We start from the raw sequence: 22135 nt of genomic DNA, 5'->3' as shown, positions 1-22135 counted from the left end.
CGGCGGGCCCCGACGCAGCGGGTCGGCGGGCTCCGGCGCGCCTGAACCGGCTGGCCGCGACGCGTCTGAACCCGCTGGCCACGACCCGCAGGATCCGGCCGTGTCCGACCCCTTGACCGGGGTGGTGCCACCGGCCCCACCATGTGTGCTGTGGACCGGCGTTCGGGGCGGGATGCGGAGTTCGAGGCCTTCGTCGCGGGCGCGGCGGGGCGGCTGCTGCACGTCGCCGCGCTGCTGACGGCCGAGCCCCCGGACACGGCGCCCGCCGCCCGGCGGATCCTCGCCGGCGCGCTGGCCCGTACGTATGCCCACTGGGCGCGGCTGCGCGACGACGACCCGTACGACCACACCCGCGCCGAGCTGTGCGCCGCGTACGCCCGGACCGCCCGCCGGCTCCCCGCGGGGGTCGGGGTCCTGGCGCCGCTGGGCCCGCTGGAGCGGCTGGTGCTGGTGATGCGGATCTACGAGGGTGTCGCCGAGGAGGTCACGGCCGCTCAGCTGGGGCTGCCCCCGGAGCGGGTCGAGGCGGTCTGCAACCGGGCGGTGGCGATCCTGCGCGACGCGGCGGCGGAGGCGGCATGAGCCCCCTCGACCGCAAGGAGACGCAGGTCAGGCAGCTGTTGGACGGTCCGCACCCGGCGGTCCCGGCCGGTCTGGCGGCGGCGGCCCGGACGCGCGGCAGACGGCTGCTGCGCCGCCGGCGTGCCCTGCGCCGGTTCGGCTGGGCGGTGCTGTGGGCGGCGGCGGTGGCCTTCACGGTGTGGGCGGCGCTGACCCGGCCGTGGGTGGTGCCGCCGAGCGACGTGTCGCCGCCCCTGCAGGGCTGGTAGCCCTGCGGGGGCGGCGGTCGGGGTCTCAGCCGAGGGCCTGGACGAGGTCCGCGACGAGGTCGTCGGCGTTCTCGATGCCGACGGAGACGCGGATCAGGTCCGCGGGGACCTCCAGGGCCGAGCCGGCCACCGAGGCGTGGGTCATCCGGCCCGGGTGCTCGATGAGGGACTCGACGCCGCCGAGGGACTCGGCCAGCGTGAAGATCTTGGTGCGGCCGCAGACCGCGACGGCCTCTTCCTCGCCGCCGGCGACCTGGAAGGAGACCATGCCGCCGAAGTTGCGCATCTGCTTGGCGGCGATCTCGTGGCCCGGGTGCTCGGGCAGGCCCGGGTAGAGGACCTTGGTGACCTTCGGGTGGCGCTTGAGCGCGTCGACGACCTTCGCGGCGTTCTCGGCGTGCCGGTCCATGCGCACGGCCAGCGTCTTGATGCCGCGCAGGACGACCCAGGAGTCGAAGGGCCCGGCGACCGCGCCCATCGCGTTCTGGTGGTAGGCCAGCTCCTCGCCGAGGGCCTCGTCGGCCGTGACCAGGGCGCCACCGACGACGTCGGAGTGGCCGCCCATGTACTTGGTCAGCGAGTGCACGACCACGTCGGCGCCGAGCGCCAGCGGCTGCTGGAGGTAGGGGGAGGCGAAGGTGTTGTCGACGACCAGCTTGGCGCCGGCCTCGCGCGCGATCTGGGCGACCAGCGCGATGTCGGTGATGCCCAGCAGCGGGTTCGAGGGGGTCTCGACCCAGATGACCTTGGTCTTCGGGGTGAGGGCGGCGCGCACCGAGTCGGCGTCGGAGGTGTCGGCGACCGACCACTCCACGCCCCAGCGGGAGACGACCTTGGCGAAGAGGCGGAACGTGCCGCCGTACGCGTCGTTGGGGATGACCACGTGGTCGCCCGGGGAGAGCAGCGTGCGCAGCAGGCAGTCCTCGGCGGCGAGCCCGGACGCGAAGGCGAGGCCGCGGCGGCCGCCTTCCAGCGCCGCGAGGTTCTCCTCCAGCGCGGTACGGGTCGGGTTGGCGCTGCGGCTGTACTCGTAGCCGCCGCGCAGTCCGCCCACGCCGTCCTGCTTGTAGGTGGACACCTGGTAGATGGGCGGTACGACCGCGCCGGTCTGCGGGTCCGCGGTGTTGCCCGCGTGGATCGCGCGGGTCTCGAAGCTCTGGTGCTCGTGGCTGTCGTCGCTCATGAGGCAGATGCTATGCCCCGTCAGCCCTACGGTCCTCTCCTGGACTGGCAGGGCGCTGACCTGCACCCGCTCGCCATTCGGCCGCCGGGTCTGGTTCGCTTGGCGGTATGCAGATTTTCTGGGTCCTGATGGGGCTGGCCCTGGCCGCCGCCATGATCTTCTCGTTCAAGCGGGCCGGGCGGGGCGGTCTGACGCTGGTCGCGCCGGACAGCCCCGACGCCGCCGACCCCGCGGACTACGGGTTCGCCCGCGAGGAGGACCTGGACGTCCGGGTGCCCGGACCGGACCACGACCTGATGGAGGCCCTGGAGAACGTCCAGCGCACCGGCCACTGGCGGGCCGCGTCCGCGCTGCTCGCCGGCACCCCGAAGGAGGGCGAGCGGCGCTGGCAGCGCGTGCAGGCCTTCGGCGGCGCGGCGGCCCTGGAGCTGGCGCAGCGGCCCGGCGGGGGCGCGCAGTGGCTGAAGGCCTGGCGGCTGGAGGCGGAGAAGGACGCGGGCGGTGCGCAGGTCCACGCGGAGCTGCTGGTGCAGCAGGCGTGGCGGTCCTCGGGCGGGGTGGGTTCGCAGGACCACCGGATCATGCTGGAGGAGGCCCGGGACGCCTGCCGCAAGGCGTCGCTGCTGGCGCCCGGCGACCCGGTGCCCGTCGTCACGGAGCTGGCGGTCGCGCGGGGGCTGGGGTACTCGGAGGCGGAGTTCGACGCGCTGTGGGCCCGGGTGATCGACGTGGCGCCCGCCCACATGGGCGCGCACCTGGCGGCCCTGCACTACTGGTGCGAGAAGTGGCACGGCTCCCGGGAGAAGGCGGACGGGTTCGCGCAGGCGGCCGCGGCCCGCGCCCCGCAGGGTTCGCTGCTGGCGGCGCTGCCGCTGTTCTCGGTGTACGAGAACATGCCGGACACGGTGATGGTCAGCGACTTCGGGAAGACCGCGGTGGTCTCGCGGGCGCTGGAGGGCGCCCTGTACGCGGTGCACCAGGCGCGGGCGGACGATCCGATGCTGGCGCACGTACGGCACCTGCTGCTGTGGTTCCTGGTGGGCGCGGGCCGCTGGGCGGAGGCGATGGAGCAGGTCCGGCACGTCGACGGCTACGTGGGCGCCCTGCCCTGGTCGGCTTCGGAGGAGCCGGCGGCCGCGTACGCGGTGGCGCGGGCGATGGCGGTGGCCGGTTACGAGGCCAACGGCGGCTCCCCGGCGACGCTGCCGCACTGACCGCGGCGGGCGGGGCGGCGGGCGGGTGCGGCGGTGGTACGCGCCCGCCCGCCCCCGCCGTTCCGGATACCGGTACCCCCGCTCCCGGCATGTCGGCGCCGGGACGTAAGGTGCGCGTAAACATTGCACCATGTGCGCGTCAAAAGCCGCACCATCCCGTGGGGGGACCCCGAACCATATGGGCGCTTCGCTGCGCGCTCTGCGCGCCCTCGTCCTGCTCGCAGGCTTCTACCTGCTGAGCGTCGTCCTGCTCGCCCTCCTCGGGCTCGCCGACTGGGCCGCCGCCTCCTGGCTCCACGGCGCCCTGGCCGGCAAGATCGTCATCGGTACGGTGGTCCTCGCCATCCCGATCATCCGCGGCATGTTCATGCTCCGCACCCCCAGGCCCGACCCGATGGCCGGCGTCCGCGTCACCGAGGCGCAGGAGCCCGCCCTGTGGCAGGCCGTCCGCGAGATCGCCGCCGAGGTCGGCACCCGCGCCCCCGACGAGATCCTGCTGATCGACGAGGTCAACGCGGCCGTCTCCGAGGACTCCCGGCTGCTCGGCCTGGTCTCCGGCACCCGCCGCCTCTACCTGGGCCTGCCCCTGATGACGGGCCTGGACGAGATGCAGCTGCGCGCCGTCCTCGCCCACGAGATGGGCCACTACGCCAACTTCGACACCCGCCTCACCCCGCTCATCGCCCGCGGCCGCGCGCAGCTCGTGCGCACCATCCAGCACTTCCACGACCGCGCGGACAACACCGAGGCCAAGGAGCGCGCCAAGCAGGAGAAGCGCGCCGAGAAGCGGATCGCGAAGGGCAAGAAAGCCAAGAAGATCGACACGGACGGCGCGGGGTTCTCGTACCGCGCGATGGCGATGGTCTACCAGCTCTACGCCGCCTTCTACATGCGCGCCACCCTCTCCTCCTCGCGCCGCCAGGAGCTGGCCGCCGACCTCGCCTCCGTCCGCGTCGCGGGCCGCGACTCGGCCGCCTCCGCGCTGCGCGAGCTGAACGCCCTCGACTCGGCGCACGGCTTCTACATGAGCTCGTACGCCACCCTGGGCGTCGACGCCGGCCTGCTGCCGCGCCCCGGCCAGGTCTTCGGCGGACTCCGGCAGCTGCTCGACGCCCGCTCCGGCGAGCTGGAGAAGCTGCGCCACGACCTGTCCACCGAGCCCGCCTCCCCGTACGACTCCCACCCCGCGCTCGCCGAGCGCGTGGCCCGCATCGAGGCCCTGCCCGACGACGGCCGCTCCGGCCAGGCGGCCCGCCCGGCCCTGGAGCTGCTCGCCTCCCCGCAGGCGGCGCTGGCCGCGCTGGAGCAGGCCGTCCTCACCCCCGAGGCGCTGGCGCTGACCCGCGTGGACTGGGACGAGCTGGTCCACCGGTCGATGACCACCTACGTCGGCCGGGGCGCGGAGGACATCCGCGAGGCCCTCACCGCCGAGGGCGCCGGCCCGGGCCTGGGCGACGTGCTGGACGCGATCGACGCCGACCCGGCGGTGCGCTGGCGGATCGCCGACCGCTTCCCGAAGTCCGAGGAGGCGGCTGCCGCGACCGGCCGCACCGCGCGCGAGTTCGCCCGCCCGGTCGTCCGGCGGGCCCTCGGCCAGCTGGTCACCGTCGAGCTGCTGGCCCGCGGCGCCGCCCGCTGGGAGCTGTCCTGGTCGGACTCGGCCTCCCTGTCCTACCCCGTTCCCGGTTTCGAGGACGAGCTCGGCCCCGCGCTGGACGCGGCCGTCGCCGACCTGCCCGAGACCGAACTCCTGCGGAAGCTGGTGCTCGCGCCGTGACCGTCGTACTCGCCGTCATCGGCGTCCTGCTGCTGGCCGTCGCCTGCTGGGTGCTGCGCGGGATGTACCTCATCCGCAAGGCCAAGCGCCTGGAAGTCGAGATCGGCACCCTGAACGCGCACACGGAAGCCGTCGAGGCCGACGGGGAGGCCCGCAAGGCCGCCGCGGTCGTCGCGCTGGGCTTCGTCGCGGAGGCCGACCTCGACACCGAGAACCCGGCGCCGGTCCCGGCCGGGCGGACCGCCGTCCTGGAGGCCGTCCGCTCGGGCGACTGGGAGGCGGCCGCCGCGTACCTGGAGGCCGCCGGGCAGGACTGGCAGGAGCGGCTGGAGCGGGTGCGCCCGCTGGCCGAGGCGGCCGCCGAGGACGACGCGTGGCTGCTGGCCTGGCGGGCGGCCCGGCCCGGGGACGCCACGGCGGCCCTCGTCAACGCCGACACCAGCGTGATGGTCGCCTGGAACGTACGCGGCAGCCAGTCCGGCAGCCGCACCACCCAGGAGCAGTTCCGGATCTTCCGCCGGCTGCTGGAGAAGGCCCAGGCCGACGCGCACGAGGCGCAGAAGCTGGCCGACCCCGCCGACCCGTCCCCGTACGTGGTCGAGCAGGCCGTCGGGATGGGTCTGGGCTACTCGCACGAGCGGTACCGGGAGCTGTGGGCGCGGATCACCGAGCGCGCCCCGCGGCTGCTGTGGTCGCACGTCGCGGGCCTGCAGTACTGGTGCGCGAAGTGGCGCGGCTCGCACGAGCTGGCCATGGACTTCGCCCGCGAGTCGGCGGCCGCCGGGAAGCCGGGCGACCTGCTGACCCTGCTCCCGCTGATGGCGTACTTCGAGCAGGAGACGTACGAGGACGACCTGCTGCCGGAGACGTACTACAAGGAGCCGGAGATCGTCGCCGCGGTCGACGCGGCACTCGCGGACCTGGCCGCCGCCGGCGACGAGCACCCGGGGACCCCGCGGATCCGGCACATGCTGGCGTACCTGCTGTTCTGGCAGGACCGGGACGCGGAGGCGGTCGAGCAGTTCCGGCACGTGGACGGGCACATCGGTGCCGTGCCGTGGACGTACGCCGGGGAGCCGAAGCGGCGCTACCTGTACGCCCGCGACTGGGCGGTGAACGTGACCACGCCGGACGAGTAGTCCGGGGCGGGAGGCGGTCGGGAGCGATCGGGGGCGGGCGGGGAGGGAATCCCCGCCCGCCCCCATCCGTTGTGCCTCCCACAAGGAGGGAATCCATGTTCTCGTACCGCCGCACGCCCGAGCTCCCCACCCGCGAGGAGGCCCTGAAGGGCCGCGCCGAAGCGCCGTTCGCGCTGCCCGAGCGCCACACCGTCCTCGGCAACCCGCTGTCCGGCCCCTACCCGGAGGGTCTGGAGGTCGCCGACTTCGGCCTGGGCTGCTTCTGGGGCGCCGAGCGCAAGTTCTGGCAGACCCCCGGAGTGTGGACCACCCTGGCCGGCTACCAGGGCGGCTACACCGAGAACCCGCTGTACGAGGAGGTGTGCTCCGGCCAGACCGGGCACACCGAGGTCGTGCGCGTGGTCTTCGACCCGGCGCGGGTCTCCTACGAGACCCTCCTGAAGCTCTTCTGGGAGTCCCACGACCCCACCCAGGGCTTCCGCCAGGGCAACGACGTCGGCACCCAGTACCGCTCGGCCGTCTACACCCACTCCCCCGCCCACCAGGCGACCGCCGAAGCCTCCCGCGACGCCTACCAGCGCGTCCTGACGGCCTCGGGCCACGGCACCGTCACCACCGCCGTCCTCCCGGCGGCGGACCGCCCCTTCTGGCCGGCGGAGCCGTACCACCAGCAGTACCTCGACAAGAACCCCGGCGGCTACTGCGGCATCGGCGGCACGGGCGTCTCCTGCCCGATCGGCGTGGCGACGGCGGAGTAGCGCGGTGCCGGGCCGCCGACCGGGCGGCCCGGCACCGGCCGGGTCAGATCGTCGACGCGTCGATGACGAAGCGGTAGCGGACGTCGCTGGACAGGACGCGTTCGTAGGCCTCGTTGACGTCCTCGGCGCGGATCACCTCGATGTCCGCGCCCAGGCCGTGTTCCGCGCAGAAGTCCAGCATCTCCTGCGTCTCGGCGATGCCGCCGATCATCGACCCGGCGAGGGTCTTGTTGCCGCCGAGGACGGAGAACAGGTTCAGCTCCACCGGCTCCTCCGGGGCGCCCACGTTCACGAGCGCTCCGCCGACCCGCAGCAGGGACAGGTACCGGTCCAGGCCCAGCGGGGCGGAGACGGTGGAGACGATCAGGTCGAAGCGGCCCTTGAGCTCCTCGAAGGTGGCCGCGTCGCCCGTCGCGTAGTAGTGGGCGGCGCCCAGCCGCAGGCCGTCGTCCTTCTTGCGCAGCGACTGCGACAGGACGGTCACCTCGGCGCCGAGCGCGGCGGCGATCTTCACGCCGATGTGGCCGAGCCCGCCGAGGCCGACGATCGCGACCTTCCTGCCCGGGCCCGCCTGCCAGTGCCTCAGCGGCGAGTACAGGGTGATGCCGGCGCACAGCAGCGGCGCGGCGGCGTCGAGGGAGAGGCCCTCGGGGATGTGGACGGCGTAGTTCTCGTCCACGACGAGGTGCGTGGAGTAACCGCCGTACGTGGGCTCGCCGCCCCGGTCGAGGGCGTTGTACGTGCCCGTCGCCCCCCGGACGCAGTGCTGCTCCTGCCCGGCCAGGCAGTACTCGCACTCGCGGCAGGAGTCGACCAGGCAGCCCACGCCGATCCGGTCGCCGACCGCGAACCGGGTGACGCCCGAGCCGACTTCGGCGACGACACCGGCGATCTCGTGGCCGGGGACCATCGGGAAGATGCCCTCGCCCCAGCCGTCGCGGGCCTGGTGGATGTCGGAGTGGCAGATGCCGGCGAACTTGATCTCGATGAGTACGTCGTGTTCGCCGACCGGGCGGCGCGGGACCGTGGTGCGCTCCAGCGGGGCCTTGGGGGCGGGTGCGGCGTAGGCGGCTGCCTGGGTGACGGACATGGGGTGCTCTCTCCTCGGACGAGGACGCCTGGGGGGCCGTACCGCGGGGTGCTGCGGGCGGGCCGTGGCGTCCGTTCTTCGACGTCCCCCACCATGCCCCTCCCGCCGCGGCCCACCCAGCCCCCTGCGGAGCCTAGGACTGGCGGACCTACCCCTGACGGGGTCAGGCTGGGCCCCGCGCCGGGCGCGCCCGCCGGGGATACTTGCGCTATGGATCAGCTTGATCAGCGAGCCGAACTCGGGGACTTCCTGCGCAGCTGCCGCGCCCGGCTGCGGCCCGCCGACGTGGGCCTGCCCGACCACGGGCGGCGCCGCCGGGTGCCGGGCCTGCGCCGCGAGGAGCTGGCCCAGCTCGCCGGGGTCTCGGTCGCGTACTACACGCGCCTGGAGCAGGGCCACGGCCAGAACGTGTCGGCGGAGGTCCTGGACGCCATCGCACGGGCCCTGCGCCTGGGCGCCACCGAGTCGGCGCACCTGAACCACCTGGCGAGCCCCCGAACCCGCCGCTCCGGCGGCGGCCGCACGGCCCGCCCCCAGCAGGTCCGCCCGGCGCTGCGCACGCTGCTGGCGGCGATGGACGGCGTACCGGCCTACCTGGTGGGGCGGCGGCAGGACGTGATCGGCTGGAACCCGCTCGCCGCGGCCGTCTTCGGGGACTTCGGGGCGCTGCCGGCGGCGGAGCGGAACCTGGTGCGGCTGGTGTTCCTCGACCCGGCGACGGCCGAGCTGTACGCGGACTGGGAGTGCCGGGCCTGCGAGGTGGTCAGCAACCTGCGCCTGTACGCCGGCCAGCACCCCGACGACGAACGGCTGTCGGCGCTGGTCGGGGAGCTGTCCGTGAAGGACGAGGAGTTCCGGCGGCTGTGGGCGGCGCACACGGTGGCCGACAAGACGCACGGGGTGAAGCGGCTGCGGCACCCCGTCGTGGGGCAGCTGGACCTGGCCTTCGAGACGCTGACGCTGCCCGACGACCCGGCGCAGTGCCTGGTGACGTACCACGCCGAGCCCGGCTCGCCCTCGGCGGACGCCCTGCGGCTGCTGTCGTCCTGGACGGCGCCGCCGGTGGCGCCGCCGGCACCGCAGCGGCCCGCCGAGGAGCCCGCGTAGGGGCGGGGGTCAGAGCTTGAGCTGGAAGAGGCCCGCGCCGCGTTCGCGCCGGTAGCCGAGGGCCTCGTTCACCGCCAGCATCGGGGCGTTCTCGTCGGCCACCGTGGTGCCGATCCAGCGCAGCCCCGGGAGGTGCTCGGCGGCGTACGCCTCCATGTGCAGCTTGACCGCGCGGCCCAGGCCGTGGCCCCGGTGGGCGGGCACGACCACGGTGTCGTACTGGAGGGCGCGCGGGCCCGCCGGATCCGGCAGCACCAGCACCGTGTACGCGGCCACCTCCCCGGCCGGGGTGACCGCCGCGGCCAGCGCGATCTCGCCGCCACGGTCCAGGACCAGCTGCTGCGCGCGGTGCACCCGCTCGACGGTCCAGGGCAGGAAGGCCTCCTCGCTGTCGCCGCTCGGGGCGTCCTCCATCGCCCCGTGGGCGACGGCGGTGGCCGGGGCCCACTCGTCGGGCACCAGGCCGGGCCAGACGTGGAAGGCGTAGCCGGGGGTGGCGGGCACGGGCGGCGGGCCGTCGGCGCCGAGCTCCCGTACGTACCAGGCCATGGAGAGCACGTTCTCGAAGCCGAGGGACTCCGCGAAGGCCTGCCCGGGGCCGCCGAGGTCGGCGACGGTGGCGACCGAGGTGCGGCCCTGGTCGAGGAGCTCCCGGTGGACCCGCTGCCACAGGGCCGTGCCCACGCCGCGCCGGCGCGCGTCGGGCCGCACGGTCAGCTCGTCGAGGAACGCGGTGTGGGTGTTGCCCTGCTCGGTGAAGAGCAGCAGGGCGGCGTGTCCCGTGCCGTCCTCGGCCGTCCAGTGCGCCATCCGGCCGCGTCCCGGCGGAACGCGCAGCCGTCCGGCGGCCTCCGTCCGCGAGGGGGCGGGTACGGCCGGCAGGGCGGCCGCGTCGCCGGCGTGCGCGGCGACCTGGACGGCCCACCAGGCGTCGACCTCGGTGTCGGTCGGGGGTACGGACAGGGTGTTGATCTTCGTCATGGCTGGACTGTAGGTGCTGAGGCCCTGAACTGTGCTTTCTTTTGCGCCTGGTTCACGAAGGACCCCGCGAACGCCGGAAGGCGGGGCGCCCTTCCGGGCTCCCCGCCTTCCGTCCGTACCGCTGTGGTGCGCTGCCGTGGCGTCAGGCCGACGGAGCGGCCTTCCACTCGGCCCACGACATGTTCCAGCCGTTGAGGCCGTTGTCCGGCTTGATGATCTTGTCCGGGGAGTTCACCACGGTGACGACGTCGCCGATGAGCGAGTTGTCGAAGAACCAGGCGCCGGGCTGGTTCGGGTCGTTGGCGCCCTGGGCGTCGTTCAGACCGACACAGCCGTGGCTGGTGTTGACCTTGCCGAAGATCGAGTCGGCGCCCCAGTAGTTGCCGTGGATGAAGGTGCCGGACGTGGACAGCCGCATCGCGTGCGGGACGTCCTTGATGTCGTACTCGCCCTTGCCCTCCTTGTTCGTGAAGCCCACGGTCGAGCCGTCCATCCGGGTCTCCTTGAACTTCTCGGAGATCACCATCTGGCCGTTGTACGTGGGGTTCTCGGGAGAACCGGCGGAGATCGGGATGGTCTTGAGGACCTGTCCGTCACGGGTGACCGTCATCGTCTTGGCCTTCACGTCGACGGTGGAGACCTGGCTCCGGCCGATCTTGAAGGTGACGGTCTTGTTCTGCGCGCCGACGACGCCGGGCGCGCCCTGGACGCCCTGGAGGGCGAGCTTCAGGGTGACGGTGGAGTTCGCCTGCCAGTACTGCTCCGGGCGGAAGTCCAGGCGCTGGTTGCCGAACCAGTGGCCGACGACCTCCTGGCCGCTGCTGGAGGTGACGCTGATGGCCGCCTGGACGGCCTTCTGGTCCTTGATCGGCTTGTTGAAGGTGATCGAGACCGGCATGCCCACGCCGACCGTCTCGCCCTCCTCCGGCACGAAGGAGCCGACGAAGCTGTTCTCCGGGGAGAGGGTCGTGAAGGAGGCGTTCTCGTGCGCCTCCTTGCCGGCCTCGTCCTTCGCGGTCGCCGCGAGGGCGTACTTCGTGGAGCGCTTCAGCGCGGCGTCCGGCTTCCAGCTCTTGCCGTCGGCGGCGATCTTGCCCGCGACGGCCGTGCCGTCGGAGCTCTTCAGCTCGACCTTGGTGAGCGTGCCGTCGCTGACCGCGACGTTGGTGCCGTCGTTCAGCGGGACGTTGGTGGAGCCGTCCTTGGGCGTGATGGCTATTCGGGCCTTGGAGGCGTCCTTGGCCGCCGCCGCGTCGACCTCCGCCTGGGACTTGCCCGCGTCCGAGCTGCCCTGGGACTTGTCGCCGCCCCCGTCATTGCAGGCCGAGAGCATCAGTACCCCACCGAGCACGGCGGACACGGCCACCAGGGACCTTCTCCGCCGCATGCTGTACGTCCTCACACGTCACTCCATCGTTGCCGTGAAACCCCGGGCTGCGATCCCGGGATCGGGCCGGGCAGGGGGCGACGCCCCCCGCTCGTCCTGACAACGCGTTAACGACGCGGTTCGGTTCCACATTCCGTTCGAATGTGTGCAACCCCACGGTCAGGCGTTGTCGGCCCCTTCTTCGAAACCACCATCTTCCTCGTCGAGGTCCCACTCCAGGGACTCGGGGTCGTATTCGACGGGTTCACTGCTCCAGGAAGCCTGCGCCAGCTCGACTCCGGTCAGCTCCGCGACCAGGTCAGTGGGGTCGACGAGGTAGGCCAGGGCCTCCGATTCGTCCTCCATGACCGCCGATTCCGCGTGCGCGCGCTCCTCGTCCGGCATGAACTCGTCGGCCTTGATGTGCGCGAGCGCGGCGCCGATGAGGGCGTCGGAGTCCGACACCTCCAGCACCAAATCCACCCGAAGCCGTACGTATCGTGATGCATCAGAAGGGTTCATACGACGGAGAGTAAGCCCGCGACAGCCTCGACTTTCCCGCGACCCGCCCCTTTAACTAGCATCTGCGCACACGGCCAATTCGCTGCTTCCGCAAGGGGGATCGCACCGTGTCCGCACGTCGACCTCTGCTCACCGCCCTCGGGGCGACCACCCTCCTCGCCGCCCTCTGGTTCGTCCCGTCGGCGAACGCCACCGCCCCCGGCCCGTCCGCGGGCGGCCACGGCGCGCCCGCCGCCGCCAACGCCGGAACCGTCTCGGACACCACCGCGGACGCCGACGGCGACGACGGCGCCGACGACGCCGACGACGCCTCCGACACCGGTACGGGGACCATCGCCGGCGCCTCCGACGAGCGGCCGGCCGGCATCACCGTCCTCTCGCTCGCCGACACCGGCAGCATCGACACCACCCCCTACGTACTGGGCGGCACGCTCTGCCTCGGCCTCGGCGCGGGCTTCGTGGCCTTCTCCGTACGCCGCTCCCGCAGCCTCTAGGAACGGCGGAAGGGCCGCACCCCGTCGGGGGTGCGGCCCTTCCGCCGTTCGCTCTCCGGGTCAGGCGAGGGGACCCGTCACCGGCTCCACGGCCGCGACGAGCCCGCCCGCGCGCACGAAGGCGTCGGCGGCGGCCAGGTCCGGCGCGAGGAAGCGGTCCGGGCCGGGACCCTCCACGCCCGCCGCCCGCGTCGCGGCGATCGCGGCCTGGCTGGCCGGCGCCGGCGTGAGCCCGTGCCGCAGCTCGATGGCGCGGGTGGCCGCGTACAGCTCGATGGCGATGATCCGCGTCAGGTTGTCGACCGCGGTACGCAGCTTGCGCGCCGCCGACCAGCCCATCGAGACGTGGTCCTCCTGCATGGCGGAGGACGGGATCGAGTCGGCCGAAGCCGGCACGGCGAGCCGCTTCATCTCGCTGACCAGGGCGGCCTGCGTGTACTGGGCGATCATCAGACCGGAGTCGACACCGGCGTCGTCCGCGAGGAACGGCGGCAGGCCGTGGCTGCGGTTCTTGTCCAGCAGGCGGTCGGTCCGCCGCTCGGCGATGGAGCCGAGGTCCGCGGCGGCGATGGCCAGGAAGTCCAGCACGTACGCCACGGGCGCGCCGTGGAAGTTGCCGTTGGACTCCACACGGCCGTCGGGCAGCACGACCGGGTTGTCGACGGCCGCGGCCAGCTCGCGCGAGGCGACGAGCGAGGCGTGCGCCATGGTGTCGCGGCCCGCGCCGGCCACCTGCGGGGCGCAGCGCACCGAGTAGGCGTCCTGCACGCGCGGCGCGGACTCCTCCTGGAAGTGCCCGGTGAGCCCGGACCCCTTCAGCACGGCGGCCATGTTGGCGGCCGAGGCGCCCTGCCCGGGGTGCGGGCGGATGGCGTGCAGCTCGGGGGCGAGGACCTTCTCGGTGCCGAGCAGCGCCTCCAGCGTCAGCGCGGCCGTGATGTCGGCGGACTTGTACAGCGTGTCGAGGTCGGCGAGGGCCATCACCAGCATGCCGAGCATGCCGTCGGTGCCGTTGAGGAGGGCGAGGCCCTCCTTCTCCCGGAGCTCGACGGGCTCGATGCCGTGCTCGGCGAGCAGCTCGCCGGCGGGCCGGACGGTGCCGTCGGGGCCCTCGGCGTCGCCCTCGCCCATGAGCGCGAGCGCGCAGTGGGAGAGCGGTGCGAGGTCGCCGGAGCAGCCGAGCGAGCCGTACTCGTGCACGACGGGGGTGATCCCGGCGTTGAGCAGGTCGGCCATGGTCTGCGCGACCGAGGGCCGCACGCCGGTGTGCCCGGAGGCCACCGTCTTCAGACGCAGGAACATCAGGGCGCGGACGACCTCCCGCTCGACGCGCGGGCCCATTCCGGCGGCGTGCGAACGGACGATGTTGCGCTGGAGCTGCGCGCGCAGCTCGGGGCTGATGTGCCGGGAGGCGAGCGCCCCGAAGCCGGTGGAGACCCCGTAGACGGGCTCGGGCTTGGCGGCGAGCGCGTCGACGATCTCACGAGCACGGCCGAGCGCTTCCAGCGCCTCGGCGGACAGCTCGATCCGCGCGTTGCCGCGGGCGACGGCGATGACGTCCTCGGCGGTGGTCCCGGACGTCCCCACCACGACAGTGTGCATATCCATATTCAGCACCCTACGGACTGAATCCCTTCATGTCACCCCTCCATTTCCGACCACGGCGCGCACGGAGCGCGACGGGGTGATCCAGCAGGGGCCGGGGGCCGGGACCGGGCCGGCGGCCGTCCGCCCGCCCCGCGCCCGGCGGGCAACTCCCGCCCCTGCTCCCGCGCCCCGCTCCCGCCCCTACTGCCGCCCCCGGAACCGCCGCCGCTCCCCCCGGCCCTCGCGGGCCGCCGCGGCGTCGGCCAGGCGGACCACCGCGGTGTCGCGGCCCGCGACCACCGGTTCCGCCGATCGGGCCGCCTTCGCCTTGTACTGCGCCGCGTCCGCCAGGCGGAACAGCCGCCGGGAGGACTTCACCGGCCCGATCGGGTCGCCCGTGGAGGCGACCCCGCACGCCACGCCCTCGCCCAGCTCCAGCTCCGCGGCCCGCACGCAGACCTCCCCCGTCACCCGGACCACCTCGTCCGCCGACGGCCCCGCGCTGACCAGGCAGAACTCGTCCCCGCCCAGCCGGGCGACCAGCGCCCCCGGCAGCATCGCCCCGCACAGGCTCAGCACCGAGCCGAAGCGTTCCAGCAGCCGGTCGCCCGTCGCGTGCCCCAGGGTGTCGTTGACGCGCTTGAGGCCGTTCAGGTCGCACACCACCAGGCTCACCACCGTGCCGCTGCGCCGGTGCTCCTCCAGCGCCTCGTCGAGCCGCATGTCCACGGCCCGCCGGTTGGCCAGGCCGGTCAGCGGATCCGTGAAGGCGAGGCGCCGGGCCTCCTCCAGCCGCTCGTTCTGCGCGAGCCCCGCCGCCACCACCGCCGCCAGTACCGCCGCGAACTCGGCGTCGTCCTCGTCGAAGTCCGGCAGCCCCTCGTCCCGGGCCACGTACAGCTCGCCCCACGCCCGCCCGCTGAGCACGATCGGCGCCACCACGCACGTACCGCGCCCGCGCCGGCGCAGGGCGTCCCCGCGCCGCCCGGGGCGGTCGCCGACGGCGCTCTCGACCCAGGCGTGCGGGCCGCCGCCGCCCGCCCAGCGCTCGTGCAGGAACTCGGTGATCTCGGGGAAGTCGTGCACGGGGTAGGACTCGTCCTCGGGGAACTCCTCCTCCCCGGCCCGCCGCTCACCCTCGTTCACCAGGACCCGCAGCCGCCCCCGCTCGCGCTCCCAGGCCGAGATCGCGGCGAACGAGCCGTCCATCGCCAGGCGGGCACCCCGCGCGGCCGCCCGAACGCTGTCCCGTGGTGCGCAGGCCGCCGCCATGGCCTGCGCGAGTGCCACGACGGCCCGCAGCCGCCCGTCAACTCCCATCACCCCAGACTAGGGAGTTTTATCCGATTTAGTGACAGTTAGCCCTTCTTGGGGTGACCGAAGGTCACCCCAAGAGGCCGCGCCGCCCTACTCCCCCGGCCAGTTCGGCTTGCGCTTCTCGTTGAAGGCCGCCACACCCTCGGCCCGGTCCCCGGAGAAGGCCACCGTCCGCCAGGCCGCGTCCTCGATCTCCAGTCCCGCCGCCAGGTCCATCCCGTGCCCCAGCCGCAGCGCCCGCTTGGCGGCGCGCAGGCCGACCGGGGAGTTCGCCGCCATCGTCAGGGCCAGCTCCAGGGCGCGGGCACGGTCGCCGCCCGCCGGGGCGACCTCGTCGACCAGGCCCAGGGACAGGGCCTCGGCCGCCTCCACGCGGCGGGCCGTGAAGATGAGCTCCGCCGCCCGGGCCGCGCCGACGCGGCGCGGCAGGAGCTGCGTGCCGCCGCCGCCCGGGATCACGCCCACCGACACCTCGGGCAGCCCGACCACGGCCGTCTCGTCGGCCACGATCACGTCGCAGGCCAGCGCCAGCTCGAAGCCGCCGCCCAGCGCGAAGCCGTGCACCGCCGCGACCGTCGGCATCGGCAGCTCCAGCACGCCCCCGTACGCACCGCGGGTGGTGGGCCGCTGGCGCACCAGCTCGGCGTCCGTGAAGGAGTTGCGCTCCTTGAGGTCCGCGCCGACGCAGAAGGCGCGCTCGTGGGTGGAGGTGAGTACGACGACCCGTACGCCGGGGTCCGCGGCGAGCGCGTCGCACGCGGCGGAGACCGAGCGCGCCATCTCCGTGGAGACGGCGTTCATCGCCTTCGGCCGGTCCAGCACGAGCTCGGCGACCACGTCGCCGTCGCCGTGCCGCCGCACCGCCACGAACTCTCCGAAGCGCTGCTCAGACATGCTGCCACCCTCCCGGTTAACGATCGTTACCCGGGGATCTTAGGTGTCCTCCGCGTCAGCGACCAGGGCTCGACGACTCCCAGGCCGCGGACCGGCCGCTGCCACATCGGCTGGAGCGCGAAGCGGTAGCTGCCGCCGCCCTCCTCGTTCTCGGCGTCCTTCTCGGACTTGGGCGCGGCGCCGGTCCGGCTCAGCTCCTCGGCCATCGCCCCGTCGACCAGCACCGCGTCCTTCGGGGCTATGGAGGTCAGCCGGCTGGCCAGGTTCACCGTCGTCCCGAAGACGTCGCCCATCCGGGTCGTCACCGTCCCGAAGGCGATCCCGACGCGCAGCTCCGGCATCTGCGGGTCCGCCTCCATGGTCTCGATCAGCCGCAGCGCGATCTCGGCGGCCGTAGCCGCGTCGTCGGCGCAGTACAGCACCTCGTCGCCCAGCGTCTTGATCAGCCGGCCGCCGTGCGCGGCCACCAGGTCCGCCGCCGTCGTCTCGAAGGCCTCGACCAGCTCGCCGAGCTCCTCCTCCTCCAGCCGCCGCGTCAGCCGGGTGAAGCCCACCAGGTCCGCGAAGCCCACCGCGAGGCGCCGGTCGACCATCTCCTCGTCGTCCGCGACCTGTACGACACGGCCGGTCGCGGCCGCCAGCTGGCGCCGCCACACGTAGACGAGGAACTCCTCCAGCTCCGGCAGCAGCAGCTCGACCAGCGGGTACGTGACCTCCGTGCGGGTCATGCCCGGCTCGGGGGGCTCCGTCAGCCCCTCCAGGAAGGAATCGATCTGCCATTCGGCCAGCCGGGCGGTGGTCTGCCCGGTGGACCGGGCCACCTGCACCGCCATGGGCTCGCTCAGCAGCCCCGCCTCCACCAGGCCGGCCAGGCGCCGCAGCGCCAGCACGTCGGCCTCCGTCAGGGCCTTGGCCTGCCCGATGTCGGCGAAGCCCATGGCCCGCCAGAACCGCGAGGCCAGCTCCATCGACACACCCGCGCTCCGGGCCGCCTGGAACGGCGTGTACCGCCGCTCCGCGCCCAGGATCAGCTGCTCCAGCCGGATGGCGAGCGGGTCGGCCGTCGGCTGGGCCGCGTGGTCGACCTCGTGGAAGGGCGTGTGCTGGTCCCGCCCGATCGGGGTGCCCGGATTCCCGCCGGAACCGGACGCGCTGGACTTAGAGTCGTCGACGGTCAAGGGCCGCCTCCTGTCCATTCCGTGCGCGCTGCCGAACCGGGTGATCACCGGGAGGACCGGGATCGCCTAAACCATACGGCAGGTGTGCCGTAGCTCACTCCCCCAGTTCCGCCCCCGGCCCCGATCGAGCCAACCGGACGGCCGGCGGCCCCGCCGCCCGTGGGGTGCGGGGATCCGTCCCGGACCCCCGCACCCCGAGCGGCAGCGCTAGCGGACCGACCTCAGGTGCACCACGTCCCCCGCCCCCACGGCCTCGCGGGCGTCGTCGGCGGTGCGGATCACCAGCCGGCCGTCCGCGTCCACCGCTTCGGCCGTTCCGGTGAGCTCGCGCCCGCCCGGCAGGTCCGCGCGGACGTGGCGGCCCAGCGTCGCGCAGCCGGCGGCGTACGCCTCCTGCAGGCCGCTGTCGGCCGGGTCGCCGGCGGCGTCGCGCCAGCGCCCGTACCACTCCTCCAGCGACCGCAGCACGGCCTTCAGCAGCGGCTCCCGGTCGGTGACCGACGCCTTGGCCAGCGCCAGCGACCCGGCCGCCGGCACGGGGAGCTCGTCCTCCGTGAGGGTGACGTTGAGGCCGATGCCGAGGACCACCCCGTCCGCGACCCGCTCCGCGAGGATGCCGCCGGTCTTGCGCTCCTCCCCCTCCACGTTCACCAGGAGGTCGTTCGGCCACTTGAGCGCGGCGTCCACGCCCGCGCCCCGCGAGAGCCCGGCCGCGGCGGCCACCCCGGCCAGCAGCGGCAGCCACCCCCACCGCTCCTGCGGTACGCCCGGGCCCGGCTTGAACAGCACGGAGAAGAACAGCCCCGACCGGGCCGGCGCGACCCAGCTGCGGTCCAGCCGCCCGCGCCCGGCCGTCTGCTCCTCGGCGACCAGCACGGCGCCCTCGGGCAGTTCCGCGGCACGGGCCGCGAGATCGGAGTTGGTGGACCCGGTGGCGGCGACGACCTCCAGCGAGGTCCACAGGCCGTCCGGCGTGACGAGCGCCTTCGTGAGCGCGGAGGCGTTCAGGGGCGGGCGGTCCAGGCTCGACCAGCGGCCCTGACCTGCTCCGGCTGAAGCATCTTGTGGAGTCATGCAAGTAAATGTAGGTGTGTCAAACGCCGCACTGCCGAGCGCCATGCCCGCCGATACGCTACGCACCAGTAGCCAGCAGCAGTCAATCAATTGACCAGGCAGTTGACACCACACAGGGAGCCGCGACCCCGATGTCCCAACCCTCAGAGCCGATCGACATGCACACGACCGCGGGCAAGCTCGCGGACCTGCGGCGCCGCGTCGAGGAAGCCACGCACGCCGGTTCCGAGCGCGCCGTCGAGAAGCAGCACGCCAAGGGCAAGCTGACGGCACGTGAGCGCGTGGCGTTGCTGCTGGACGAGGGGTCCTTCGTAGAGCTGGACGAGTTCGCCCGGCACCGGTCGACCAACTTCGGACTGGAGAAGACCCGCCCCTACGGCGACGGCGTCGTCACCGGCTACGGCACGGTGGACGGCCGGCCGGTGGCCGTGTTCTCCCAGGACTTCACCGTCTTCGGCGGGGCCCTCGGCGAGGTCTACGGCCAGAAGATCATCAAGGTGATGGACTTCGCCCTGAAGACCGGCTGCCCGGTCGTCGGGATCAACGACTCCGGCGGCGCCCGCATCCAGGAGGGCGTCAGCGCGCTCGGGATGTACGGCGAGATCTTCCGCCGCAACGTCCACGCCTCGGGCGTGATCCCGCAGATCAGCCTGGTCGTGGGGCCCTGCGCGGGCGGCGCCGTGTACTCGCCGGCCATCACCGACTTCACGGTCATGGTCGACCAGACCTCGCACATGTTCATCACCGGCCCGGACGTCATCAAGACGGTCACCGGCGAGGACGTCGGCTTCGAGGAGCTGGGCGGGGCGCGCACGCACAACAGCACGTCCGGCGTCGCCCACCACATGGCCGGTGACGAGAAGGACGCGATCGAGTACGTGAAGTCGCTGCTCGCGTACCTGCCGTCGAACAACCTCTCCGAGCCGCCCGCCTTCCCCGAGGAGGCGGACACCGAGGTCTCCGGGACCGACCTGGAACTCGACGTCCTGATCCCGGACAGTGCGAACCAGCCGTACGACATGCACACTGTGATTGAGCACGTGCTGGACGACGGGGAGTTCCTGGAGACGCAGTCCCTGTTCGCCCCGAACATCCTCACGGGCTTCGGCCGGGTCGAGGGACACCCGGTGGGCGTCGTCGCCAACCAGCCGATGCAGTTCGCCGGCTGCCTGGACATCAACGCCTCCGAGAAGGCCGCGCGGTTCGTCCGGACGTGCGACGCCTTCAACATCCCGGTGCTGACGTTCGTCGACGTCCCGGGCTTCCTGCCCGGCACCGACCAGGAGTACAACGGAATCATCCGGCGCGGCGCGAAGCTGATCTACGCGTACGCCGAGGCCACCGTCCCCCTCATCACCGTCATCACGCGCAAGGCCTTCGGCGGCGCCTACGACGTCATGGGCTCCAAGCACCTCGGCGCGGACCTGAACCTGGCCTGGCCGACCGCCCAGATCGCCGTCATGGGCGCGCAGGGCGCGGTGAACATCCTGCACCGGCGCACCATCGCGGAGGCCGCTCCGGAGGAGGTGGAGGAGACCAGGGCACGGCTCATCACCGAGTACGAGGACACCCTGCTGAACCCGTACACCGCCGCCGAGCGCGGTTACGTCGACGCGGTGGTCATGCCGTCCGAGACCCGCGCCCACGTGGTGAAGGGGCTGCGGCAGCTGCGTACGAAGCGGGAGTCGCTGCCCCCGAAGAAGCACGGCAACATCCCCCTCTAGGCCCTCCAGGAGGACTCTGTGGTGATCAAGGTCGTCAAGGGCAACCCGACCCCCGAGGAGCTGGCCGCCGCACTGGCGGTGGTCCAAGCGCGCGCGGCGGCGCTGGCCTCGGCCCCGTCGGGCGCGCCCCGGGTCCCGGACGAGTGGGCCTCGCCGAGCCGGGTGGCGCGGCGGCGCCAGATGCTGCCCGGGCCGCGCGCGTGGGGCCGCACGTACTGGCCCGGACGGGGCTGAGCCCCGCGTTCCGGAAGATGGCGCGAACGGACGGTGGCGCCTGAGTACCCGTACTCAGGCGCCACCGGCGTACCACGGGCCAGGATCGGGGCATGCTCTGGTCAGACCCGAAGAACGAGCCCCCGAAGGACATGCGCGACGCCCAGGCGATGCTCCGGCGGATGCTCGTGGTCCTCGTACTGGCGATGGTGGTCGCGGTGTACGTCCTCGGCGTGCCCCCGTTCTAGGGGGGCCGGCCCGGCGGCGGCCGCGGGCGACCGCGGGGGCCGCCCTACGATGGCCCCCATGACCGTACGCACGCTCGTCCTCGCCTCCGCCTCGCCCGCCCGGCTGAACCTGCTGCGGCAGGCCGGGCTCGCCCCGCACGTGATCGTCAGCGGCTTCGACGAGGACACCCTGGACCACGACGAACCGGCCGGCCTGGCGCTCGCCCTGGCCGAGGCCAAGGCGGGCGTGGTGGCGGGCCTGGAGGAGGCCGCGGGCGCCCTGGTGATCGGCTGCGACTCCGTGCTGGAGCTGGACGGCGAGGCGCTCGGCAAGCCGGCCGACGCGGCCGACGCCACGGCCCGCTGGAAGTCGATGCGCGGCCGGGCCGGGGTGCTGCGCACGGGCCACTGCGTGATCGACACGGCGAGCGGCCGTCAGGTCTCGGCGACGGCCTCCACGACGGTCCGCTTCGGCGAGCCGACGGACGCGGAGGTGGCGGCGTACGTGGCCAGCGGCGAGCCGCTGCACGTGGCCGGGGCGTTCACCCTGGACGGCCTGTCGGCGCCGTTCATCGACGGCATCGACGGCGACCCGGGCAACGTCATCGGGCTGTCGCTGCCGCTGCTGCGCTCACTGCTGGGCGAACTGGACGTGTCCATCACGGACTTGTGGGCCTGAGGCTCCCGCCGGGCTGTTCCGCCGGGCCGGCCGCCGGCCCGGCGTAGAGCATCAGGGTCAGTACGAGCAGGCAGAGGATCGCCGCCGTCGCCGCGAAGGCGGCCCAGCCGACGAGTCCCACGGCGAGGGCGCCGAGCACCCCGTGGGTGACGGCGGCGACGACGAGCACGATGCGGGCGGGGCGGCCCGGCGGGCGGTCGCGCAGGGCGGCGACGGCGGCCAGGACGGCGCACAGCAGGAGGAAGGCGCCCATGCCGGCACCCATGCCATAAGTAGCCATGGCCATGACATCCGGATCCATGCCCGCGACGGACATCGACTGGGCCTCGGTCGCCCGGCCCAGCACGAGGTGGACGAGCACGAGCACGGCGGCCTCCGCGACGAGCGCGATCGCGACCAGCCCCGCCACGAGTCTGCGCAGCACGACGCCCCCATCCCTCCCACGCCACAAGCGTGTTCGACGCCTGGGAGGCTACTAACGAGTAAACCTTCGGACAAGAGTCCGGGCCCGCTTCGTTACGGGAAAGGGCGCGCGGGGCGCGCGTGACGGCCCTCACTCAAAGAATGCATAGGCTGTTCGTAGGGACTCCACAAAGAATCGGCGGGGGCCGCTGACCCGCCGAACAGAGACCTCCCCCTCCCCACGGGGTTACTGTGCAGTCGGGGATCTCCCTGACCTGGGGCGACACACGGGCTTTCCCACTCAAGGGGCACTCGAATAACACTCCGTGTGGGCAAGGTCACCATTGGGGAAGGGTCGTAAGGCCGTGTCGACTGTCCC

The 22135-nt window shown here is 73.4% G+C and carries 23 protein-coding genes; 12 read left to right on the top strand and 11 right to left on the bottom strand.

What is annotated here, in order from left to right; translation table 11 throughout:
- Nucleotides 1-141 precede the first annotated feature (141 nt).
- Together ACQKM2_RS18910 and ACQKM2_RS18905 are read left to right on the top strand one after the other, a co-directional pair.
- Nucleotides 142-582: an RNA polymerase gene (locus tag ACQKM2_RS18910; protein ID WP_427711043.1), complete on the top strand. Its 441-nt coding sequence runs from the start codon at nt 142-144 to the stop codon at nt 580-582.
- Nucleotides 579-830 carry a hypothetical protein gene (locus ACQKM2_RS18905; RefSeq protein ID WP_427711042.1) on the top strand — a complete coding sequence of 84 codons (252 nt, stop codon included), beginning with the start codon at nt 579-581 and terminating at the stop codon, nt 828-830. Before ACQKM2_RS18910 ends, ACQKM2_RS18905 begins: the two co-directional genes overlap by 4 nt.
- A gap of 25 nt (nt 831-855) precedes the next feature.
- Here the strand turns inward: ACQKM2_RS18905 and ACQKM2_RS18900 are convergent, their stop codons facing one another.
- On the bottom strand, nt 856-2013 hold the full coding sequence (locus ACQKM2_RS18900) for a cystathionine gamma-synthase (RefSeq protein WP_427711040.1): 1158 nt from the start codon (nt 2011-2013) through the stop codon (nt 856-858).
- A gap of 107 nt (nt 2014-2120) precedes the next feature.
- Here ACQKM2_RS18900 and ACQKM2_RS18895 point away from each other — a divergent pair, with 107 nt between their 5' ends.
- The 4 genes from ACQKM2_RS18895 (at nt 2121) to msrA (ending at nt 6901) form a co-directional block, all read left to right on the top strand.
- Nucleotides 2121-3227 carry a hypothetical protein gene (locus ACQKM2_RS18895; protein ID WP_427711039.1) on the top strand — a complete coding sequence of 369 codons (1107 nt, stop codon included), beginning with the start codon at nt 2121-2123 and terminating at the stop codon, nt 3225-3227.
- A gap of 178 nt (nt 3228-3405) precedes the next feature.
- Nucleotides 3406-5004: a M48 family metalloprotease gene (locus ACQKM2_RS18890; RefSeq protein WP_427711038.1), complete on the top strand. Its 1599-nt coding sequence runs from the start codon at nt 3406-3408 to the stop codon at nt 5002-5004.
- Nucleotides 5001-6143, top strand: coding sequence for a hypothetical protein (locus ACQKM2_RS18885; protein ID WP_427711036.1), 1143 nt, complete (start codon nt 5001-5003; stop codon nt 6141-6143). The genes ACQKM2_RS18890 and ACQKM2_RS18885 overlap by 4 nt, the downstream gene beginning before the upstream one ends.
- A 95-nt stretch (nt 6144-6238) precedes the next feature.
- A complete protein-coding gene (gene msrA / locus ACQKM2_RS18880) occupies nt 6239-6901 on the top strand; it encodes a peptide-methionine (S)-S-oxide reductase MsrA (RefSeq protein ID WP_427711034.1) in 663 nt (220 codons plus the stop codon).
- A 43-nt stretch (nt 6902-6944) separates the two neighbouring features.
- Here msrA and ACQKM2_RS18875 read toward each other — a convergent pair whose 3' ends face one another.
- The gene (locus tag ACQKM2_RS18875; RefSeq protein ID WP_427711032.1) at nt 6945-7991 is read right to left on the bottom strand and encodes an NAD(P)-dependent alcohol dehydrogenase; all 1047 of its coding nucleotides are present in this window, start codon (nt 7989-7991) and stop codon (nt 6945-6947) included.
- A 210-nt stretch (nt 7992-8201) separates the two neighbouring features.
- On the opposite strand from ACQKM2_RS18875, the gene ACQKM2_RS18870 reads away from it, so the two are divergent.
- Nucleotides 8202-9098, top strand: coding sequence for a helix-turn-helix domain-containing protein (locus ACQKM2_RS18870; protein WP_427711030.1), 897 nt, complete (start codon nt 8202-8204; stop codon nt 9096-9098).
- Between the two features lie 9 nt (nt 9099-9107).
- On the opposite strand, the gene ACQKM2_RS18865 is transcribed toward ACQKM2_RS18870, so the two are convergent.
- From ACQKM2_RS18865 to ACQKM2_RS18855, 3 genes are all read right to left on the bottom strand, one after another.
- Nucleotides 9108-10079 (bottom strand): GNAT family N-acetyltransferase, encoded by a 972-nt coding sequence (locus ACQKM2_RS18865; protein WP_427711029.1) that lies wholly within the window; start codon nt 10077-10079, stop codon nt 9108-9110.
- Between the two features lie 142 nt (nt 10080-10221).
- Nucleotides 10222-11466 (bottom strand): L,D-transpeptidase, encoded by a 1245-nt coding sequence (locus ACQKM2_RS18860; protein ID WP_427711027.1) that lies wholly within the window; start codon nt 11464-11466, stop codon nt 10222-10224.
- 159 nt (nt 11467-11625) lie between these two features.
- On the bottom strand, nt 11626-11910 hold the full coding sequence (locus ACQKM2_RS18855) for a hypothetical protein (protein WP_285545531.1): 285 nt from the start codon (nt 11908-11910) through the stop codon (nt 11626-11628).
- Between the two features lie 164 nt (nt 11911-12074).
- On the opposite strand from ACQKM2_RS18855, the gene ACQKM2_RS18850 reads away from it, so the two are divergent.
- Complete coding sequence (locus tag ACQKM2_RS18850) at nt 12075-12461, top strand: LPXTG cell wall anchor domain-containing protein (protein ID WP_427711026.1); 387 nt, start codon at nt 12075-12077, stop codon at nt 12459-12461.
- Nucleotides 12462-12521: 60 nt separating this feature from the next.
- Here the strand turns inward: ACQKM2_RS18850 and hutH are convergent, their stop codons facing one another.
- The 5 genes from hutH to ACQKM2_RS18825 form a co-directional block, all read right to left on the bottom strand.
- Entirely contained in the window at nt 12522-14063 is a 1542-nt protein-coding gene (gene hutH, locus ACQKM2_RS18845; RefSeq protein WP_125599248.1) for a histidine ammonia-lyase, read from the bottom strand.
- Between the two features lie 186 nt (nt 14064-14249).
- On the bottom strand, nt 14250-15368 hold the full coding sequence (locus ACQKM2_RS18840) for a GGDEF domain-containing protein (RefSeq protein ID WP_427711024.1): 1119 nt from the start codon (nt 15366-15368) through the stop codon (nt 14250-14252).
- Between the two features lie 87 nt (nt 15369-15455).
- On the bottom strand, nt 15456-16259 hold the full coding sequence (locus ACQKM2_RS18835) for an enoyl-CoA hydratase/isomerase family protein (RefSeq protein WP_427711022.1): 804 nt from the start codon (nt 16257-16259) through the stop codon (nt 15456-15458).
- 26 nt (nt 16260-16285) lie between these two features.
- A complete protein-coding gene (locus tag ACQKM2_RS18830; RefSeq protein WP_427711020.1) occupies nt 16286-17437 on the bottom strand; it encodes an adenylate/guanylate cyclase domain-containing protein in 1152 nt (383 codons plus the stop codon).
- A gap of 207 nt (nt 17438-17644) precedes the next feature.
- Nucleotides 17645-18511: a biotin--[acetyl-CoA-carboxylase] ligase gene (locus tag ACQKM2_RS18825; protein ID WP_427711018.1), complete on the bottom strand. Its 867-nt coding sequence runs from the start codon at nt 18509-18511 to the stop codon at nt 17645-17647.
- 131 nt (nt 18512-18642) lie between these two features.
- Here ACQKM2_RS18825 and ACQKM2_RS18820 point away from each other — a divergent pair, with 131 nt between their 5' ends.
- The 4 genes from ACQKM2_RS18820 (at nt 18643) to ACQKM2_RS18805 (ending at nt 21354) form a co-directional block, all read left to right on the top strand.
- On the top strand, nt 18643-20235 hold the full coding sequence (locus tag ACQKM2_RS18820; RefSeq protein ID WP_125599239.1) for an acyl-CoA carboxylase subunit beta: 1593 nt from the start codon (nt 18643-18645) through the stop codon (nt 20233-20235).
- Nucleotides 20236-20256: 21 nt separating this feature from the next.
- Nucleotides 20257-20469: an acyl-CoA carboxylase epsilon subunit gene (locus ACQKM2_RS18815; RefSeq protein ID WP_125599251.1), complete on the top strand. Its 213-nt coding sequence runs from the start codon at nt 20257-20259 to the stop codon at nt 20467-20469.
- 92 nt (nt 20470-20561) lie between these two features.
- Nucleotides 20562-20696 (top strand): morphogenic membrane protein MmpB, encoded by a 135-nt coding sequence (mmpB, locus tag ACQKM2_RS18810; RefSeq protein ID WP_267033075.1) that lies wholly within the window; start codon nt 20562-20564, stop codon nt 20694-20696.
- 49 nt (nt 20697-20745) lie between these two features.
- Complete coding sequence (locus ACQKM2_RS18805; protein WP_427711016.1) at nt 20746-21354, top strand: Maf family protein; 609 nt, start codon at nt 20746-20748, stop codon at nt 21352-21354.
- On the opposite strand, the gene ACQKM2_RS18800 is transcribed toward ACQKM2_RS18805, so the two are convergent.
- Nucleotides 21335-21778, bottom strand: a complete 444-nt coding sequence (locus ACQKM2_RS18800; protein ID WP_427711015.1) for a hypothetical protein — start codon at nt 21776-21778, stop codon at nt 21335-21337. The two genes, ACQKM2_RS18805 and ACQKM2_RS18800, sit on opposite strands and share 20 nt — an antisense overlap.
- Nucleotides 21779-22135 lie beyond the last annotated feature (357 nt).

Source organism: Streptomyces sp. NPDC004126 (genome assembly GCF_050275515.1).
GTDB lineage: Bacteria > Actinomycetota > Actinomycetes > Streptomycetales > Streptomycetaceae > Streptomyces.
The sequence above is the reverse complement of the archived record's forward strand: the minus strand, read 5'-3'. Positions and strand labels throughout refer to the sequence as shown.

Bases quoted from the DNA above. Each gene is read 5' to 3' on its own strand.
- ACQKM2_RS18910 (WP_427711043.1), top strand. From the start codon at position 142: ATGTGTGCTGTGGACCGGCGTTCGGGGCGGGATGCGGAGTTCGAGGCC.
- ACQKM2_RS18905 (WP_427711042.1), top strand. From the start codon at position 579: ATGAGCCCCCTCGACCGCAAGGAGACGCAGGTCAGGCAGCTGTTGGAC.
- ACQKM2_RS18900 (WP_427711040.1), bottom strand. From the start codon at position 2,013: ATGAGCGACGACAGCCACGAGCACCAGAGCTTCGAGACCCGCGCGATC.
- ACQKM2_RS18895 (WP_427711039.1), top strand. From the start codon at position 2,121: ATGCAGATTTTCTGGGTCCTGATGGGGCTGGCCCTGGCCGCCGCCATG.
- ACQKM2_RS18890 (WP_427711038.1), top strand. From the start codon at position 3,406: ATGGGCGCTTCGCTGCGCGCTCTGCGCGCCCTCGTCCTGCTCGCAGGC.
- msrA (WP_427711034.1), top strand. From the start codon at position 6,239: ATGTTCTCGTACCGCCGCACGCCCGAGCTCCCCACCCGCGAGGAGGCC.
- ACQKM2_RS18875 (WP_427711032.1), bottom strand. From the start codon at position 7,991: ATGTCCGTCACCCAGGCAGCCGCCTACGCCGCACCCGCCCCCAAGGCC.
- ACQKM2_RS18870 (WP_427711030.1), top strand. From the start codon at position 8,202: ATGGATCAGCTTGATCAGCGAGCCGAACTCGGGGACTTCCTGCGCAGC.
- ACQKM2_RS18865 (WP_427711029.1), bottom strand. From the start codon at position 10,079: ATGACGAAGATCAACACCCTGTCCGTACCCCCGACCGACACCGAGGTC.
- ACQKM2_RS18860 (WP_427711027.1), bottom strand. From the start codon at position 11,466: ATGCGGCGGAGAAGGTCCCTGGTGGCCGTGTCCGCCGTGCTCGGTGGG.
- hutH (WP_125599248.1), bottom strand. From the start codon at position 14,063: ATGCACACTGTCGTGGTGGGGACGTCCGGGACCACCGCCGAGGACGTC.
- ACQKM2_RS18840 (WP_427711024.1), bottom strand. From the start codon at position 15,368: ATGGGAGTTGACGGGCGGCTGCGGGCCGTCGTGGCACTCGCGCAGGCC.
- ACQKM2_RS18835 (WP_427711022.1), bottom strand. From the start codon at position 16,259: ATGTCTGAGCAGCGCTTCGGAGAGTTCGTGGCGGTGCGGCGGCACGGC.
- ACQKM2_RS18825 (WP_427711018.1), bottom strand. From the start codon at position 18,511: ATGACTCCACAAGATGCTTCAGCCGGAGCAGGTCAGGGCCGCTGGTCG.
- ACQKM2_RS18820 (WP_125599239.1), top strand. From the start codon at position 18,643: ATGTCCCAACCCTCAGAGCCGATCGACATGCACACGACCGCGGGCAAG.
- mmpB (WP_267033075.1), top strand. From the start codon at position 20,562: ATGCTCTGGTCAGACCCGAAGAACGAGCCCCCGAAGGACATGCGCGAC.
- ACQKM2_RS18805 (WP_427711016.1), top strand. From the start codon at position 20,746: ATGGCCCCCATGACCGTACGCACGCTCGTCCTCGCCTCCGCCTCGCCC.